General features: G+C 37.7%; 14 protein-coding genes. 11 read left to right on the plus strand and 3 right to left on the minus strand.

The window, feature by feature from the left end; translation table 11 throughout:
• Positions 1 to 151: 151 nt before the first annotated feature.
• From ND855_RS03440 to ND855_RS03450, 3 genes are all read right to left on the minus strand, one after another.
• Entirely contained in the window at positions 152 to 3,181 is a 3,030-nt protein-coding gene (locus ND855_RS03440; protein ID WP_265357201.1) for a PAS domain S-box protein, read from the minus strand.
• A 120-nt stretch (positions 3,182 to 3,301) separates the two neighbouring features.
• The gene (locus ND855_RS03445) at positions 3,302 to 5,077 is read right to left on the minus strand and encodes a glycoside hydrolase family 15 protein (protein ID WP_265357202.1); all 1,776 of its coding nucleotides are present in this window, start codon (positions 5,075 to 5,077) and stop codon (positions 3,302 to 3,304) included.
• Positions 5,067 to 7,253: a bifunctional alpha,alpha-trehalose-phosphate synthase (UDP-forming)/trehalose-phosphatase gene (locus tag ND855_RS03450; protein WP_265357203.1), complete on the minus strand. Its 2,187-nt coding sequence runs from the start codon at positions 7,251 to 7,253 to the stop codon at positions 5,067 to 5,069. Before ND855_RS03450 ends, ND855_RS03445 begins: the two co-directional genes overlap by 11 nt.
• A gap of 504 nt (positions 7,254 to 7,757) precedes the next feature.
• Between ND855_RS03450 and ND855_RS03455 the strand changes: the two genes are divergently transcribed.
• From ND855_RS03455 to ND855_RS03505, 11 genes are all read left to right on the plus strand, one after another.
• Positions 7,758 to 8,207 (plus strand): hypothetical protein, encoded by a 450-nt coding sequence (locus tag ND855_RS03455; protein ID WP_265357204.1) that lies wholly within the window; start codon positions 7,758 to 7,760, stop codon positions 8,205 to 8,207.
• A gap of 106 nt (positions 8,208 to 8,313) precedes the next feature.
• Positions 8,314 to 9,597, plus strand: coding sequence for a hypothetical protein (locus ND855_RS03460; protein ID WP_265357205.1), 1,284 nt, complete (start codon positions 8,314 to 8,316; stop codon positions 9,595 to 9,597).
• 250 nt (positions 9,598 to 9,847) lie between these two features.
• Positions 9,848 to 10,081 (plus strand): hypothetical protein, encoded by a 234-nt coding sequence (locus ND855_RS03465; RefSeq protein WP_265357206.1) that lies wholly within the window; start codon positions 9,848 to 9,850, stop codon positions 10,079 to 10,081.
• A gap of 2 nt (positions 10,082 to 10,083) precedes the next feature.
• On the plus strand, positions 10,084 to 10,965 hold the full coding sequence (rpsB, locus tag ND855_RS03470; RefSeq protein ID WP_100717689.1) for a 30S ribosomal protein S2: 882 nt from the start codon (positions 10,084 to 10,086) through the stop codon (positions 10,963 to 10,965).
• Positions 10,965 to 11,561, plus strand: coding sequence for a translation elongation factor Ts (gene tsf, locus ND855_RS03475; RefSeq protein ID WP_100717690.1), 597 nt, complete (start codon positions 10,965 to 10,967; stop codon positions 11,559 to 11,561). Before rpsB ends, tsf begins: the two co-directional genes overlap by 1 nt.
• Entirely contained in the window at positions 11,551 to 12,297 is a 747-nt protein-coding gene (pyrH, locus tag ND855_RS03480; protein WP_265357207.1) for a UMP kinase, read from the plus strand. Before tsf ends, pyrH begins: the two co-directional genes overlap by 11 nt.
• A complete protein-coding gene (gene frr, locus ND855_RS03485) occupies positions 12,287 to 12,838 on the plus strand; it encodes a ribosome recycling factor (RefSeq protein WP_135618518.1) in 552 nt (183 codons plus the stop codon). Before pyrH ends, frr begins: the two co-directional genes overlap by 11 nt.
• A gap of 6 nt (positions 12,839 to 12,844) precedes the next feature.
• Positions 12,845 to 13,558: an isoprenyl transferase gene (locus tag ND855_RS03490; RefSeq protein ID WP_265357208.1), complete on the plus strand. Its 714-nt coding sequence runs from the start codon at positions 12,845 to 12,847 to the stop codon at positions 13,556 to 13,558.
• Positions 13,555 to 14,466 carry a phosphatidate cytidylyltransferase gene (locus ND855_RS03495; protein ID WP_265357209.1) on the plus strand — a complete coding sequence of 304 codons (912 nt, stop codon included), beginning with the start codon at positions 13,555 to 13,557 and terminating at the stop codon, positions 14,464 to 14,466. The genes ND855_RS03490 and ND855_RS03495 overlap by 4 nt, the downstream gene beginning before the upstream one ends.
• A 31-nt stretch (positions 14,467 to 14,497) precedes the next feature.
• On the plus strand, positions 14,498 to 15,658 hold the full coding sequence (dxr, locus tag ND855_RS03500; protein WP_265357210.1) for a 1-deoxy-D-xylulose-5-phosphate reductoisomerase: 1,161 nt from the start codon (positions 14,498 to 14,500) through the stop codon (positions 15,656 to 15,658).
• Positions 15,655 to 17,361 carry a site-2 protease family protein gene (locus tag ND855_RS03505; protein WP_265357211.1) on the plus strand — a complete coding sequence of 569 codons (1,707 nt, stop codon included), beginning with the start codon at positions 15,655 to 15,657 and terminating at the stop codon, positions 17,359 to 17,361. The genes dxr and ND855_RS03505 overlap by 4 nt, the downstream gene beginning before the upstream one ends.
• Positions 17,362 to 17,377: the final 16 nt, after the last annotated feature.

The raw sequence follows: 17,377 nt of genomic DNA on the forward strand, positions 1-17,377 counted from the left end.
TAAACCCAGAAGAGGAGCCAGATCGGCACAAAAATCAGACCATTCTTTTTTAGTCCAAGGGAGTAAGCTGAGAAGAAAATGCAACATTGTGCAAAGGAGTTTATGAGATTTCGTTCGATTTCAATCTTAATTTTGAATGAATTATCAAATTTTATAGAGGGAGAGAAACTTTAAAAGTTGTTTTGCCAGGTATGGAATCAACAGAAACTTTTCCATTGTGTTTGAAGATCACTCGTCTTACAATGTCTAAGCCCAATCCACTTCCTTCACCTAACTCTTTTGTGGTGAAAAATGGTTCGAATATCCTATCTTTAATTTCTTCTTTGATCCCACAACCTGTATCTTGGATCATTACATCGATCCATTTGGTTCCTTCTTGGTTTGCTGATTCGTTTTTGATTGTGATGGTAAGAGTTCCTTTGTATGACATTGCTTGGATGGCATTAAAGATTAAATTTGTCCAAACTTGGATTAAGTCATCTGGAAAACAGCGGATCCATATTGGAGAATCAGGGTAATTGCGAATCACTTCGATACCTGTTTTGATTTGGCTATTATAAAGGATTAAAACAGTCTCAATATTTGACACCAGGTCGGTTTCAATTTTTTCCCCTTGTTTATCAAAATGTGAAAAGTTTTTTAGAGCATAAAGAATTTTTGAAACTCGTTGGATTGATTCAAGGATTGAATTTAGATTTTGTGTTGTATGAATGTAATCCATCCCATAATTAAAAAAATCTAAAAAATCTTCCTCATGGCATAAGTGTTCTATCATGTATAAACAGTTTTGAACTCCTAAATCAACAATTTCCTCTGCTACAAAATCAGGATCTTTACAACCCAATGATTCCAATTTTTCTCGGATCAACTTTTTTTGTTTTCTCGCTTCTGATCCATGTAAATGGTTTCGTTTCAAAAAAGAATCAACCATCCAATTAAAATAAATTTCACGTTTTCCTTTTGGTTTGGATGATAACAATTGAATGATATTTTCTTGGTTGATGATCTGATTTTTAATGTTTTCTAAGATCAATTGGCTTGATGCTTGTATGGCTCCCATTGGATTGTTGATTTCGTGTGCGATTCCTGCAATGAGTTGGCCAAGTGATGCCATTTTTTCATTTAAGATCAATTGTGATTGTGTGATTTTTAGTTCTTCTAATGTTTTTTCTAATTCAAGTTTTTGTGTGATAATCAGATTATTTTTTGCTTGGATTTCTCTAAGTGCCTTTTTGATTGATTCTGCTTCATTGATCAATGTTAGGTCGATAAAAGAAAGAATCCATTTGCCTTCTTCTATTTCTTTTTTATTTACTTGGATTGGGATTAAGGTTCCGTCCTTTTTGATGCCTTCTAATGAAAAACTTTTTTCTTTTTTTCCCAAACCATCCCAAAGAGGATCTGCAATGATATCTTTAATGGAAACTTTTTGGAATGAATCATATCCAAATAATTTTTTAAAAGCAAGATTTGCATCTACTATCTTATCTCCTTCCGTGATGATAATAGCTTCGCTTGCAAAGTTATAAAAATTGCGGAATCTTTCTTCTTTACTTTCTAGTTTTGATTCAAACTCAATTTTTGCAGATACATTTTCTAAAACACCTACCTGTCTTGTTGATTTTGTAAGATCAGTTCCGATGAATGTACCTCTATCCTCTATTGGGATGTAGGTATTGTCTTTTCTCCTAAGACGATAAAAAGCATGGTATGGACTTTTGGTTCCGATTGCATCAGCTAGTAATTCTTTGGTGAACATTCTGTCATCTGGATGAATGAGATTTAGCCATCCATTAATATCCAAATGATTGAATTCTTCGATTTCATACCCAAGTACTGATTTGATTGCTCCATCCCATGTGATTTTATCTTCATTGATATCGTAATCATAAATGATGAGTCCTGTTTGATCGGCAACTTTATGGAACCTTGCTTCATTTTCCAAAAGAGCGATTCTTTTTTTTCTCGTTTCATCTATGTTTTCAATGCTTCCAATGATGATGGGACCGTTTCTTTCTGACAAAATGAATTTTCCCTGCACCTTTACCCATATTTTGGGATTCCCTTTGATTTCTAATTCTAAATCAAAGGGAGAATGTTCGATCCTTGCCTTTGTTAAAGCTTGGTTTAATGTCTCTTGGCTTTCAATTGCAAAAAATTCGATTAACGAATGTATGGTGGGTGAAAAATGATTTGGATTTACGTTTAGTAAATAATACAAATCAGGGGTCCAAAACATTTGATTTGACTCAATTGTCCATTCCCAAACACCAGATTTTGAAATCCTTCGTATCTCTTCACCTAATTCGTTTTGTTTTTTTAGTTGTAATTCAATTTTTTTCGTAGAAGTGATGTCTTGGGCAATACCCAATACTTCCGTCGGAATTCCTTCTTTATTAAATGAAAAATTGGTTTCCCAAACACGAAACCAATGGATGTTTCCATTTTTATGGAAAACTCGAAAGTCTAACACGTATATATCGGTATTTTTTTCTTCTAACATTCTTTTTGAATGCGCGTCTATGAGGTGAAGATCGTCAGGGTGTAGAATATTTTGGATTAGGTATTCATAGTTGAGGATAGGTTCAACTTCAAATCCTAAAAAACTTTCTATGCTATTGTTTAGGTATAAAAATTCATCCGTTGCTAAGTTTTGGATGTAAATGATGGCGGGAAGAGTTTTGGTAACTTTGGTGAGTAGTTTTTCTTTTTCTCCTAACTTTTTTTGTAGTTCAATGAGTTGGTCTTTTTTTTGAATGACTCCTCGTGCAATCCGTTTCCCATCTTCTGAAATGTAATTGTAGAGTTTGACTTCGCAGTAAACTTCTTCACCATCGCGATTTAAATGTACCCAATCAAATTTTACATTTCCTTTTTTGAATCCTTCTTCTATATAAAATTCTGCTAATATTGGAGAAGGTTGTCCATTTGGTTGGAACTTGGGACTAATTTCTATCACGGATAAACTTAACAAATCTTTTTTAGTAAAACCTAATATATCTGTTAACTTTGCATTACAATCGATGAATAATTGGCTTTCCAAATCAAAAACAACAACGGCATCTTCATCTTGGTCAAAAAAAGTTTTATATGTGGTTTGGTCTTTTTCTTTTAGAAGATTTTCTAAGTAGGCTATTTTTTCTTTTGCCTCCTCTAAAGTGATGTCTTCGTTTTCTTTCATTGGGAAGCCGGGAACATTAGTATTAAATGAAATAAAAAAAATTCAACTGAAAAATATGAATTTGAATTTAGGTATGATCGAGTCTGATCAGAAAAATATGTTTTTCATTTTCCGAAAAAATTACCAAAATAAACTTTTAGTCCGTTTTGAAGCAATTTTATGTGCTGCATTTACAAGACCCACATGGCTATAGGTTTGTGGAAAATTTCCCCATTGGTTTCCCGAATTTGATTCAATGTCTTCGCTAAACAAACCAACATGATTGGAATGTTCACATACAAATTCAAATAGCTGAATTGCTTCTTCCAGTCGATCCATACAAGCCAATGCTTCGATGTACCAAAACGTGCAAACTAAAAAAGTAGTTTCTGGTTTTCCGAAATCATCTTTATGGAGATAACGGTAGATAAATCCTTCTTTGGTTTTTAATTGTGATTCTATTGCTTTGATATGTGATTTCGCTTTCTCCGAATGTGGATCCAAATAACCTAAAGTGATGAGTTGTAATAAACTGGCATCTAAGTCCTTTTTCCCTTGTGCCTGAGTATAACATCCAAGTTCTTCATTAAAACACAATTCGATATTGAATTCAGCGTCTTTCATCAATCGTTCAGCTTTTTCCAATAAGTTTTGTTTTTCTAGTTTGAGGGCGATTTCTTTTGCTGCTTTGGCACCAATCCAGTGAAACAAAAATGTATAACAATGTTTTTGTGAGAAATTTCGAAATTCCCATAGACCTGCATCTGGTTCTTGCATTGTGATTTCAATTTGATCTAAAATATTTTGAATCAAGTTTAAATTATGAAATCTATTTTTTTCAGGAATCCTTTCATCTAAATACAAAGGCAGTAGTGATAAGAGGATTTGTCCATAAGCATCATTTTGTTTATGTGTATATGCTGAATTACCAATCCGAACTGGTTTGTTTCCTAAATACCCGTGTAAATCTAAAATTTTCTCTTCTAATAAATATTCGCCAAATATACTATACAATGGCTGGAATCGGCCATCTTCTGTTGGTGTTAGGTTGCTGATATATTGTGAATACTTTTCTAATTCTTCGAATTGGCCAAGATTAGTTAACGCTAATAAAGTGTAAAAACCGTCTCGTAACCAACAAAATCGATAATCCCAATTTCTTCCTGAATTCGGCGATTCTGGTAAACTCGTAGTTGATGCGGCAATGATGGCACCTGTTTCTTGGAACTGGTGAAGTTTTAAACAGAGAGCTGAACGAATTTGCTGTTTTTGGGCGAAGTTGGGAATGGTACAATGTTTCACCCAGTTTTGCCAATAATGTTTGGTTTTTGTGAATTCTGCTTCGACAAATTCGGAAAGGGAACTTTTGATTTCTCCTGATTCTAAAAGAGATACGTAAATAGGTTGATTGAGAATAAATTCTTTTTCTTTCAATATTTGATTTAAGGAAACATTGGATTGAATATAAACCTGGAATTCTTTTGTTTCGTAAACAATTTGTTCAGCGACTATTTTTGGTTCTAATGTTTGATTTCCGAAATCGTATGTAGGGTTTAATAGAATTTTTATCTTAACATCACCCGTCAGCGGAACTATTTTTCGATATAAATTTCGCGGGCATCGGAGGGTTCCATTTTGATAGTATCTTGGTGCAAAATCGATCACTGCAAATGATCCCGATTCAGTATGGATTTCTGTTTTTAGTATATTTGTATTTTCTAAATAAACTTGAGAGTTCTTGGTTACTTTAGTGTTTGGCAGAATTTGAAAATTCCCACATTTTTCATCCATCAAATTCCCAAAAATGGGTGAGCTATCAAAGTAAGGCCAACACATCCAAACAATTTCAGCAGACGAATTGATATGTGAGATAAAACTACCGTTCCCAATGATACCTGTATTATATTTATGTTGCATTTGATCCTACAGCTTCTAAGTGATTGATTAAACTTCCTATCCAAGAATGGACATCTTCTGTGTTATGAAACCTGTATTTAGCTATTGTTTCTGATTTACCGATTTTGACTGTAATTGCATTTTCTGGTATTTCGCGAAACATATCTTCATCCGTCGTATCATCACCAAAAACAAAAGTTTCTTGTTCTATGTCAGGAAGAATTTTTCTCGCAGCTTTTCCCTTCCCAGTTCCGTATTCTCTCACTTCGATGATTTTATTGCCTCTTTGTACAAAAAAGCCACTGTTAGATGAGATTTGCGAGAGTTCATCTAACATCTCTCTTGCGGCATTGAGTCCGATGTCTGGATCTGCATTTCTAAAATGCCATACCAAAGAATATTCTTTTTCTTCGGTAAAAGATCCTGGAACACGTTTGGTAAATTCATCTAAATGTGATTTTATTTCTTTTTTCCAATCCACATTGGAATGAAATAAAGAATTCCACTCGGTTAAATCCGGAGGTTTATGCCATGCTCCATGTTCGGCGATCAGATGTAAGGGCAAATCAGTGAAAATTGATTCTAGGAATTTTCGATCCCTGCCGCTAATAATGGCGATCGAGACGTTTGAAAATTTCGAAAGTTGTAATAAGGATTCTATAAGTTCTTTTGACGGTATTGCTAAATGGGGTAAGGATTGGAATGGGACCAAAGTACCATCATAATCAAAGAAAATGAATATGGGACGATTCGACTTTGGTAATAGAACATCTGATTTTGGAGATATAGATTTGGTTTGGAAATTGAGATTTCGTTTGGCCGTCTCTTCAGTCTCGATATAAATTTTATTCGCCCAATCCATGACCGAATTTTCCTTTAAGCGAGATATCATCACTTCGTTTCTTTTTAAAATTTCTGATTCTTCAATTTCAATGGCTTCTTTAATCGCATTTGCCATACCACTTACATCATTTGGATTGACGAGAATGGCTTCTGGTAATTCTGCCGAAGCACCAGCCATTTCACTTAAAACTAACATCCCGTTTTTTTGAGAGACCAAAAATTCTTTCGCCACTAAATTCATCCCATCTCGGAAGGGAGTGACAAGCATCACATGTGTATTCTTATACAAAGGGACCAATTCTTCAAATGGGAATCCTTTGTACTGGTATAAAATCGGTGTCCAGTCTAAAGTTCCAAAACTTCCATTAATAGCACCCACCTTTTCATCAATTGCTCGTTTCATGGATTGGTAAGAGGATACATCGGTACGGGAAGGAACTAAAACCAATACGAGTTTACATCGTTTGATCCAATCTGGATTTTGTTTTAAAAATAATTCAAATGCATTTAACCGTTGTAAAACACCTTTTGTGTAATCAAGTCGATCTACAGAAAGGATTTGTTTTAAGTTTTTGTGGTTAATATTGATTTGATTTGCAATCGTATCACATTCTTTTGAATTCGCATACTTAGAGAATTGTTCCACATTGATTCCCATGGGGAATGCACCAGTTTTTGTAAGGTGGTTTTGGAAATAAATGATCCCTCGTTCGTTTTCAATTCCTAAACACCGCAGGAGTGTTCTAAGAAAGTATTGGGTATAACTTTGTGTATGGAATCCGATGAGATCGGCACCAAGTAATCCCTTTAATATCTTAGTTCGAAACCTTTCTGGTAACAAACGAAAGATTTCAAATGTAGGGAAGGGGATATGTAAGAAAAATGACATTAGGATATTCGGAAATTCGTTTCTTAGTATCCCGGGTAATAAAAACAAATGGTAGTCGTGAACCCAAACCCAATCCCCAGGTTGGTAAATTTCGCGAATCTTCTTTGCAAACTCTTCATTTGCTTCTTCATAGGAGTTAAAGGTTGAATCAGAAAATTCACAGTGTGCTGTGAAATAATGAAATAATGGCCAAATGGTTTTATTACAAAAACCATTATAAAAAGAATCAGCTAACTTTTGTTTCAGAAAAACAGGTATGGTTCCGTGTTCATTATGCATTTGATTTGCATAATGATTTTGTTCTTTTTCGGGTATAGATTTGCCAGGCCAGCCTACCCAAAGAATTTCATTGCCTTGTGATTTCCAGTGAGAAAGAAAACTAGAAAGTCCAGTGGCCAGTCCGCCTACATTGGGAGTCCCATCCCACTGGACTGGTAACCTGTTGGATACGAGGATCAGTCTCATGGAATCTATAGGATCAGGATAAAAATTGAAGGCAAGGGTTTTTCTATAAAAAAAATAACAAAACAATTCGATGTAAAATGATTATAATCATATTAGACTATTGAATTATAAAAATGTTCGCAATAAATTTGGTTTTTATTATTTATGGAATATCAATTTGATGGTGTATCGAATTTTAAATCATATTTTGGAATTGAAATGATTGTTTCACGATAAAGTTATAGATTTCAATGACGTTGTTCATGTCCAGGTAAATGTTGAAACTTGAATGTACCAAGGCCAATTGTGTGTTTGATTTTTAGTGATTTGGTGAGATTGGTACAATTGCCTATTTGTATTTTGATACGATGATTCTTTTTGTAAGAGTTTCATATAACAAGTGTCACAGAATTGTCTTCAGTAAGAAAAAAGTATAAAACAAAATTCTATCCATTTTGAAAATGTATTTGTGTGTTCGTGTTTTTCGATAAAGGTAATTTTACTTTTGTAAATAAGAAGAAACAAATGATGAAACAAACGCTGGTCCTTTCTGTTGTGATGCTTTTATTTGGAAATTGTGTTGGGGATTTATTCTTTGATACAAAAAATGAACTAGATACATCGAAAATTCCAAGAGACGAAGCCTTTCGAAAGTTCAGTGTGGCACTCCTCTTCAAAAAGTCAATTTGTCCGGATGCATCAGATTTTTATCTTTTGTCTGCTGGCTATTTGACAACAAGACGTGCAGTTAGTTGTACTAGTTCTAAAACGACCGATAAGTCTCAAAAAACATTACAGAGTTGCGCTTCTTTATCGGATTATGTGGAAAAAAAATCTTTGGATGTTTGCATCGGTGAGGTGCTATTTTTCCCTTGTGAACAGTTTGATCGAAACAAACCTACAATTTTCCAATTGAACTTCCCCGTCTGTCGTGGGTTATTTGGACCAGGTGGGTCCTCTGGAAATACAATTTAGAAGGGAAAAAAGTAATGAATTTTTAGAAATAAAATGAACGAAGAAAACTTCGTATATGTCTAAAAAGTGAAGTTTTAGTCTGTTTCGATATCGATCTCATATTCTTATGAATCATTTTTTACTTACAGATAGAATTGTTCGAGTTTGTCAATTAATCTGCCTTCTCGTTCTTTTTTCGAATACGATCTATGCTGAAGGAAAGGGAAGGGATTCTCAAAACAAAAATGAAATGTTAAGGGAAGAATTGGATGATGTGGAGAAAAAAGAGGACTCGGTTACTATAGAAGTCACTCATGAGATTACTAATGACTTTGTTTGGAGAGGGCAAAGTTTTTCAGGAGATTATATTTCTCGTCGAGACAATCTACCATATAAAAGTATTTCAGAAGCCTATACGTATGTTCCTGTTGCTCGAATCTCACATCAGAGCGGATTTTTTTTTGAATTAGAAGCAAACATTGCATTAAAAGGTAGAGGAGATCGAGATTCGGACCAAAGGATACAAACCTATCCTGGTGGAAATCAAATCGATTTAAATCGGTGGACTGGTAAATTTTTAACAAATCCAAATGACAACACCAATTATTATGATCCTTCTAACGCAGTTTATTCGGAAAACTGCGATCCTTCTTTGGCAAATGATCCTTTTGCAAATCCTTGTGCAATCACTCCAACACAAATCAAAACTTATTCCGAACGAAACGGACTTGGTAGAACCGATGGACTCTTTACTACCTTTGCCTATGAAATGGAAACTAGAAGATTTGGAACATTCACAGTAGGGTCTTGGTGGTATTTTAAAAAAGATCGCTCATCTAAAAATACTTGGAATGAATATTTTATTTGGTGGGAGATGCCATGGTTAAAACAATCATTGAATCCAACGATACAATCTTTTAAACAAACTTCTGCAAATACGCAAGCGGGTTATTCAAGCCATTATTCCTCGTTTTCCTTGGGTCATCATTTTATGAAAGAAAAGGAAGTTTCCTTTGAATGGACAACTAGTTTCGGTTATGTTTGGGTGAACAATCCCGATTCACAAAAATCAGGTTTAAACGATATAACTTCATCGATCAAGTTTTTCTGGAACCAAATTTTCCTTTCCTTCAATCATGCGCATAGACCAGAGATTCAATTATACGATAATGATAAAATTTACTTTGTGAATTCTGAAACGAATCGAATGCCCACCAATCTTTCGGAACGGGATGGAATGACTGCCGATCCTTCCCAATTATTTGGAATTCGCAATGAACTTGTCAGAAGTGTGATCAACCAAACGGATACAACAGATTTGGTTCAAGTTTGGGCCTTAAACAGGATCCAAAGTCAAATGATTCCACGAAATTTATTTTGGTTTGGAATTGGAATGAATCAGACTTTCTAATCTACCAGGTTGGAAACAAAAAAGGGCAGTGGATCCCAAAAGCGCCCCGGATCGATTGAGCGCCCTCGCCGAGGGAGAGCCGGAAATGTGCGCCCGAAAAAATGTTTTAGCCTAAGTTTTTTGGAAATTACTGACGAACCCATTGGAAATCTAATGGGAACCTCTTTTCGAGGCCCTGGAATTCCTTTCCCCTTGACAATCTGCCCAAATTCCAAATTCTGACAGGAAAGCTTGATAAAGGTGCTTTTGGATGAACAAAACCCAGATGGGGAACCTGCTTTTGGTGCTTTTTTTGGGACTGATGGCGGGAGCTGTGGCTGGAGTGGTCCTTGACCGACTCTTTGGCACAAACACTCTCTCACGGTTTTTGTTCGATTCACCAGTATCGTTTGAGCTTTATATAATTAAAGTCGAGTTCCAGCTAACCCCTGCAAGTATCATTGGTCTTGTAGCGTCTGGATATCTCGCACTAAAAAAGGGGTAAGTATGTCAGTAATTTCCATGAAAAGTCTGCTAGAAGCAGGCGTACACTTCGGTCACCAAACACGTCGTTGGAACCCAAAAATGAGTCCTTATGTTTATACGGCTCGTAACGGGATTCACATCATCGACCTCCAAAAGACAGTTCAAAAAACAAAAGAAGCTTATGATGCTTTGAAAAAGTTAACTGGCCAAGGAAAAAAAGTTCTCTTTGTGGGAACAAAAAAACAAGCTCGCGGTGCCATCGAAAGAGCAGCACAAGCGTGCAGTATGTACTATGTATCTAACCGTTGGTTAGGTGGACTTCTCACAAACTGGAACACAGTTAAGAAGTCAATTGCTCGTTTGAAACGACTTGAGCAAATGGAAGAGAACAACTCTTTCGAACAAGAAGCTCGTACAAAAAAAGAAGCACTTTCTCTCAAACGCGAATTAGAAAAACTCCGCCAAACACTTGGTGGGATTAAGGATATGGCAGTTGTGCCTGAAATCCTGTTTGTAATTGATCCGAAAAAAGAAGAAATCGCAGTCAAAGAAGCAAAAAAACTTGGTTTAAAAGTATTTGCTGTGATTGATACTAACTGTGATCCAGAGCCAATCGATTACCCAATTCCAGGTAACGATGATGCGATCCGCGCGATTTCCTTATTCCTTGATACTATGGCAAATGCAGTTCTGGAAGGAACTGGTGGCGAAGTCATCCAAACAAATTTTGCTGAAGATATGGACGCAGAACAACTTGCACTTGAATACCAAGGTGAGTACGATGAGTCCGGAAAATTCATCATGGACGATGAACTTCCTCCAGTCGCAAAAGACATCCCTGTGGATGCTGATGCAGCAAAAAAAGCAGAAGTAAAAGTTGAAGCTACAGAAGGTAAAGAGTAATGGCAGTTAGCTCCGAACAAATCAAAGACCTCCGCGAACGTACGGGCGCGGGGATGATGGACTGCAAAAAAGCACTCGAAGAAAAGGGTGGCGACATTGAAAAAGCAGTCACATATCTCAGAGAAAAAGGTTTAGCGAAAGCTGCAAAACGTGCAGGTCGCGAAACTGGTGAAGGAAAAATCATCGCATATGTTCACGGAACAGGAAAAACAGGAGTTCTTGTAGAACTCAACTGTGAAACTGATTTCGTAGCAAACAACGAAGCGTTTGAAGCTCTTGGAAAAGAGATCGCTCTTCAAATCACTGCGATGAATCCTTTGTATGTAAACGAAGAATCCATTCCAAAATCTGAAATTGAGAACGAAATGAACGTACAAAAAGCTCTTCTAGAAAAAGAAGGGAAAAAAGCGGATCAAATCGAAAAAATCCTTCCTGGTAAAATGAAAAAGTTCTACGAAGAGATTTGTCTCATCCACCAAAAATCAATTCGTGACAACTCCAAAACCATCAATGACCTTCTCCAAGAAGCCATTGCAAAATTTGGAGAGAACATTACTGTTGGTAGGTTCTCGAGGTTCCAAGTAGGTGGGAACTAGTCCGCGTTTCAAACGCATCCTAATTAAAATCTCCGGCGAGGCTCTCGCCGGTGAGGGTGAACTTGGTATTGATACCAACAAAACATTCTCACTAGCCGGACAAATCAAAGAAGTTCATGACTTAGGTCTAGAAGTGGCTGTGGTTGTTGGCGGTGGGAATATGATCCGCGGCGAAACCTTAGCAAAGTCTGGAATGGACCGTGCCACTGCCGATTATATGGGTATGCTTGGTACCATCATGAATGGTCTCGCCTTACAAGATGCATGCGAAAAACAAGGGATGTTTACCCGAGTTCTTTCCGCCATCGAAATGAAATCCGTTGCAGAACCATATATTCGAAGACGTGCCGTTCGCCATTTAGAAAAAAATCGTGTGATTATTTTTGCTGGGGGAACAGGGAATCCTTACTTTACTACAGACACAACTGCATCGTTACGGGCTGTGGAAGTGGGTTGCGAAGTGATTCTTAAGGCAACCAAAGTGGACGGTGTGTACACTGCGGATCCAAAAAAAGATCCAAACGCACAAAGGTATTTACAAGTTTCTTTTATGGAATCCATCAAACACCGGTTAAAGGTAATGGATTCAACAGCACTCAGTCTATGTATGGATAATAATATGCCAATCATAGTGTTTGATATTTTTAAAGCTGGTAATTTAAGAAAATTAATCGATGGGGAACCAATTGGTACATTGATTTCTAATTCAGAGGAAGTGATTCTAGATGGTAGATGAAATTATAAAATCCATGCAGTCCAAAATGGACAAAACTGTTGAAGCTCTAAAAAAAGACTTTGGAACCATTCGAACGGGAAAAGCAAATCCGATGATGGTGGAAGATGTGCGAGTGGACTACTATGGAACACTTACACCTCTCAACCAACTTGGGAAAATTGCCTGCCCTGAACCACGTGTGATTCTCATCACTCCTTTTGAAAAAGGAATGTTAAAAGACATTGAAAAAGCAATTTTTGCTGCAAGTCTTGGTCTCACACCAAATAACGACGGTTCTAGCATTCGTATCAATATCCCTGAACTAACAGGGGAAAGACGAAAAGAACTTGCGAAAGTGGTGAAACAAAAAGCGGAAGAAAAAAAAGTTGCGATTCGTAACATCCGCCGTGATGCCAATGATGAATTAAAAAAACACCAATCTGAAATGTCCCAAGATGAAGTCAAAGGCCACCAAGATAAAATCCAAAAAATTACGGATTCTTATATTGCAAAATTGGGAGATTTAGAAAAGGAAAAAGAAAAAGAGATCACTACTCTTTAATTTCCTATGAAGTTGAATACAATCCCTTCCCACATTGCTGTCATCATGGACGGAAATGGCAGGTGGGCGGAAAACCAAGGGAAAAAAAGAACCGAAGGCCACAGAGAAGGGGCAAATGCAATTGATCGCCTTTTGGACGTGGCTTTGGAATACAAAATCCCAAACATCTCCCTTTACGCTTTCTCCACAGAAAATTGGAAACGTCCTATCACTGAAATCCAGGCCATCTTTGGTCTGTTAGTTGAGTTTATAGAGACTCGCCTCGATACCATTCATGCAAAAGGAATTCGCATCCACCACAGTGGGGCAAGGAACAAACTGTCTAAAACAGTTTTATCCAAAATCGACCACGCCATGGCAGTGACTAAAAAAAATAAAAAACTAACAGCTAACTTTTGTTTGAACTACGGTGGTCATGAAGAAATTTTAAGTAATTTTTCACGTGTAATGGCGGCACGCAAGGCCAAAAAAGAACCTTTGGACAAAGCCATTTCCCCCAAAGAATTTGAAAAATATTTGTATACATCACCTTTACCACCTGTAGATTTATTGATCAGAACTGCAGGAGAACAAAGGATTTCTAACTTTCTATTATGGCAAAGTGCATATGCGGAAATGTATTTTACGAGTACACTTTGGCCGGACTTTGGAAGGACCTCACTTGAGGAAGCTCTTCAGTTTTTTGATTCCCGAAAACGAAAATTTGGTGGTTTGTTATGAGTGAAACGACACTCCGTATTCTGTCCGCAATTGTTTTGTCATTTATCTACGTGTTTATGATCTTTCATAGCTCATGGTATTTCATAGAATTTTATCTCTTCGGTGTCGTATTGATTTACCTGGGACTCAAAGAGTTGTATGCCTTTTGCAAAACGGAAGAATCAAAACCATTTTTTGGAACGGGATTACTATTTTCCCTATTGATTTTTACTGTGTATTACATCCAATTTTTGGGATTACAATTTGAAGTGACACCTCCTGGATTTGTTTTGGAACTTTCGAAACTTTTCCGAGAAGGATTCCATCCCATTCCTTTTTTACTCGTGGCACTTTCCATCACGGTTTGGATTTTGCAAATTCTAAAACGCCCGTTAGATGGGGCATTATTTTCTGTCGGTGGAACCATGCTCGGTCCCATCTATATCGCGATACCGATCGGTCATTTTTTACTCCTCCTTGCCCTGCCATTTGGAACTTACTATATTTTCCTTGTTTCGGTGATCACCTTTATGAGTGATGCAGGAGCCTATTTTGGTGGTCGTTGGTTTGGAAAACACCCAGCAGGTTTAAAAATTTCTCCGAAAAAAACTTGGGAAGGTTACGTAACAGGTAACCTAACGGCTGTCATCGGAGCACAAGTTCTCAATGTGGCTTGGGAACATTTTAGTGGTGTGAAATTGCCAGTTGGGATTGTGGAAACCATCATCCTGTCATTTGTGATTTCCGTGATTTCTGTGATGGGAGATTTGGCTGAGTCTGCGATGAAACGTGATGCCAAAATCAAAGATTCCGGAAGTCTCATCCCTGGTCATGGTGGTGTGTTGGACTTGGCGGATGCACTTCTTTTTACGGTGCCTGCGATCTATTATTATTTTCTTTTCAAAGGTTTCCTCGGATTCCCTGTCTGATCATTCGACTAAGGATCTGTCTAAATCATATATGGTAGGTGTCTCGGTATTAGGAATTTCAGGTTCCGTTGGTTCTTCCACGGTGAAGGTGCTAAGGCAATTCCGAGACCAGTTTTCGCTACGTAGTTTTTCGGTTCATTCCAATTGGGAAACGGCGAAGGTCCTTATTGCTGAATTTTCTCCTGAAGTGGTGTGTATCACCGATCCCAAGTTAGTGGGTCAGTTTGGGGATGTTTTTGGATCCACCAAGATTTTGTATGGGGACCAACACTTATCGGACTTAGTCAAATTGCCTTCCGTGGATGTGGTGGTAACAGCTGTGGTTGGGGCAAGGGGAGTCCTACCTACCATTGCAGCCATTGAGGCTGGCAAAAAAATTGCCATTGCCAATAAAGAAACACTTGTTACCTTTGGGCCACTGATCAATCGTTTGGTGGCAAAACACAAAACACTCATGGTGCCAGTGGATTCCGAACACAATGCACTCTTCCAACTCATTGAAAGGGAAACTCGTTCCAATATCAGAGCGATTACTCTCACTGCTTCAGGCGGGAGTTTTCGGAATTTTCCTATTGATGAGTTAGAACATGTTTCCGTAAAACAGGCGCTAAACCATCCAACTTGGTCCATGGGCCCGAAAATCACTGTGGACTCAGCGGGCCTAATCAACAAAGGTCTCGAAGTCATCGAAGCACATTTTCTCTTTGGGTTTTCGTATGACGAGATTGAGGTGGTGATCCACCCGCAGTCTCTCACACACGGGATCATTGAAACCATAGATGGTGCTTGTTTGCAATACACAAGCCACCCAGATATGGTGTATCCCATTGCTCATTCTTTATTTTACCCAAGTCCAACTCCTCAAATGCTCATTGAACGCAAACCCTCCACTTGGAAAACCTTGGAATTTTTTCCACCTGATACAAAACGTTACCCAGGACTCACACTCGCCTATCAAGCGGGGAAAGCAGGGGGAGTGGCACCTTGTATCTTTAATGCAGCGAACGAAGAAGCTGTGGCACTATTTTTAGAAGAAAAAATTTCTTTTACCGCCATTCCAAGGCTCATTGAGTCTGCCTTAAACCAAGTCAAAAATGAATTTCCAGAGACCCTGGAAGGGTATCTGGAAAAAGACAAGGAAACACGTAATTTGATCCAATCTGAATTTTTAAAAGGGGGAGTGACTACATGATCGTATTAATACTCGGCGCTGTATTCATGTTAGCTGTATCGATTTTTATCCATGAATTGGGGCACCTCTTGTGTGGGAAATTGGTAGGTGTGGAAGCACGTATCTTTTCGTTAGGTTATGGAAAAGGGATTTGGAAAAAACGGATTGGGAAAACCATCTACCAAATCACCGCCATTCCCATCGGCGGTTATGTTTTATTTCGTGGAGATGATTATAGCAAAACTAAAAAGCCAAAACAAGGGGATTTACTTGCCACTCCACCACTTCGTCGTATGGTTCCTGTGCTTGGAGGTCCATTCGCCAATTTAGTGTTAGGTTTTTTGTTGTTATTTGTATTGGAACTTTCAGGAGATAGCCCTTCTTCCAACCGCATTTTCATAGAAGATGCAAACAAAGTATCAAGTCCTGCTTACAATGCAGGTCTTCGTACTGGAGATAAGATTCTATCCATCAATGGAAAACCCACAGAAAGTTTTGAAGATATTTTTACCAATGTAAGTTTAACTTCGGGTGATCCCATCCAAGTGACGTACAAACGGGATAACGAAACAAAGACAGTCGAAATTGTTCCCAATTTATACTCTGCTGGTGGGCATCCTACGATTGGTGTGATGCCGTATGGAGAAAGAAGAGTGGTGGCTACCTTTACTTATGGGGAACAGATCAGCCACTTTATGGCAAATGTTTTAGATAAAGAAGATAAATCTTCCGTTTACTTCCAAGAAAAGATAGAAGAGCGAAAGGAAGAAATTCCAGAAGAACTCCTCAAACAACACGAAATTGCAGAACGGGAAAAATCACTCAGACGTCGAGCTCTCTCTTTTTTGAAAGATGGAGATATGATTTTAACCGTGGCGGGAGTAGATGTTCATACCGTTCCTGAATTACAGACGGAACTTGGAAAACACCAGGGAAAAACCATCCCTGTCGAAGTGGAACGAAAAACCTATCCACTTCTGACACCTTGGGCAACAGAAAAAGTAACCATTCAAATTCCTGTGTTAGGTGCGAATGTGTTTGAGTTTTGGAATATCCAACATCCAAAATTCCCTGAATTAGGGATCCCTTATTTCCGTTTGGATAGTTATGATGCAGAAATCGAAAATCGACTTTCGAATTTAAAAATTGAAAACCAATCTTTTGAAACAGCGGATGCCTTTACCTCTTATTTAAAAGCCAATGGTGGTAAAAAAGAAATTTGGATCGGCAATATGAAATACTTTGCTGATGTCAATTTGAAACCAATTGGCCTTCTTGGATTTCGCGCTTCCATGAAATTTGAGGCCGAAAAATTACAGAAAGAATCAACCATTTATTCATCGCTTGTCGGTGCTGGGAATAAAGTATACGAAAACGTCTCCACTACCTTAAAAGGAATTGGCATGTTGTTTTCGGGTCTGTTATCGCCAAAAGAAAATCTATCGGGTCCAATTGGAATTGTGCAGATTGCTGGGATCAGTTTGGAATATGGATGGGTCACGTATCTTGATTTTGTTGCTAAAATTTCATTAGCGCTTATGGTGATGAACTTACTTCCCATACCCATGGCGGATGGCGGACACATTGTACTCTATGCTTATGAAGCGATCACAGGTAGACCACTTCCAAGAAAGGCAATTGAAGCAATCTTCCGATTGGGATTTTTCTTTCTCATCGGGCTTGGCCTTTATGTTTCCTTCAATGATGTGATGCGTATTTTTTAAACTAAACTTTGTATTG

Origin of the sequence: Leptospira paudalimensis, assembly GCF_026151345.1 — a bacterium.
In the GTDB taxonomy this organism is placed as follows: Bacteria; Spirochaetota; Leptospiria; order Leptospirales; family Leptospiraceae; genus Leptospira_A; species Leptospira_A paudalimensis.

Bases quoted from the DNA above. Each gene is read 5' to 3' on its own strand.
- ND855_RS03440 (WP_265357201.1), bottom strand. From the start codon at position 3,181: ATGAAAGAAAACGAAGACATCACTTTAGAGGAGGCAAAAGAAAAAATA.
- ND855_RS03445 (WP_265357202.1), bottom strand. From the start codon at position 5,077: ATGCAACATAAATATAATACAGGTATCATTGGGAACGGTAGTTTTATC.
- ND855_RS03450 (WP_265357203.1), bottom strand. From the start codon at position 7,253: ATGAGACTGATCCTCGTATCCAACAGGTTACCAGTCCAGTGGGATGGG.
- ND855_RS03455 (WP_265357204.1), top strand. From the start codon at position 7,758: ATGATGAAACAAACGCTGGTCCTTTCTGTTGTGATGCTTTTATTTGGA.
- ND855_RS03460 (WP_265357205.1), top strand. From the start codon at position 8,314: ATGAATCATTTTTTACTTACAGATAGAATTGTTCGAGTTTGTCAATTA.
- ND855_RS03465 (WP_265357206.1), top strand. From the start codon at position 9,848: ATGAACAAAACCCAGATGGGGAACCTGCTTTTGGTGCTTTTTTTGGGA.
- rpsB (WP_100717689.1), top strand. From the start codon at position 10,084: ATGTCAGTAATTTCCATGAAAAGTCTGCTAGAAGCAGGCGTACACTTC.
- tsf (WP_100717690.1), top strand. From the start codon at position 10,965: ATGGCAGTTAGCTCCGAACAAATCAAAGACCTCCGCGAACGTACGGGC.
- frr (WP_135618518.1), top strand. From the start codon at position 12,287: ATGGTAGATGAAATTATAAAATCCATGCAGTCCAAAATGGACAAAACT.
- ND855_RS03490 (WP_265357208.1), top strand. From the start codon at position 12,845: ATGAAGTTGAATACAATCCCTTCCCACATTGCTGTCATCATGGACGGA.
- ND855_RS03495 (WP_265357209.1), top strand. From the start codon at position 13,555: ATGAGTGAAACGACACTCCGTATTCTGTCCGCAATTGTTTTGTCATTT.
- dxr (WP_265357210.1), top strand. From the start codon at position 14,498: ATGGTAGGTGTCTCGGTATTAGGAATTTCAGGTTCCGTTGGTTCTTCC.
- ND855_RS03505 (WP_265357211.1), top strand. From the start codon at position 15,655: ATGATCGTATTAATACTCGGCGCTGTATTCATGTTAGCTGTATCGATT.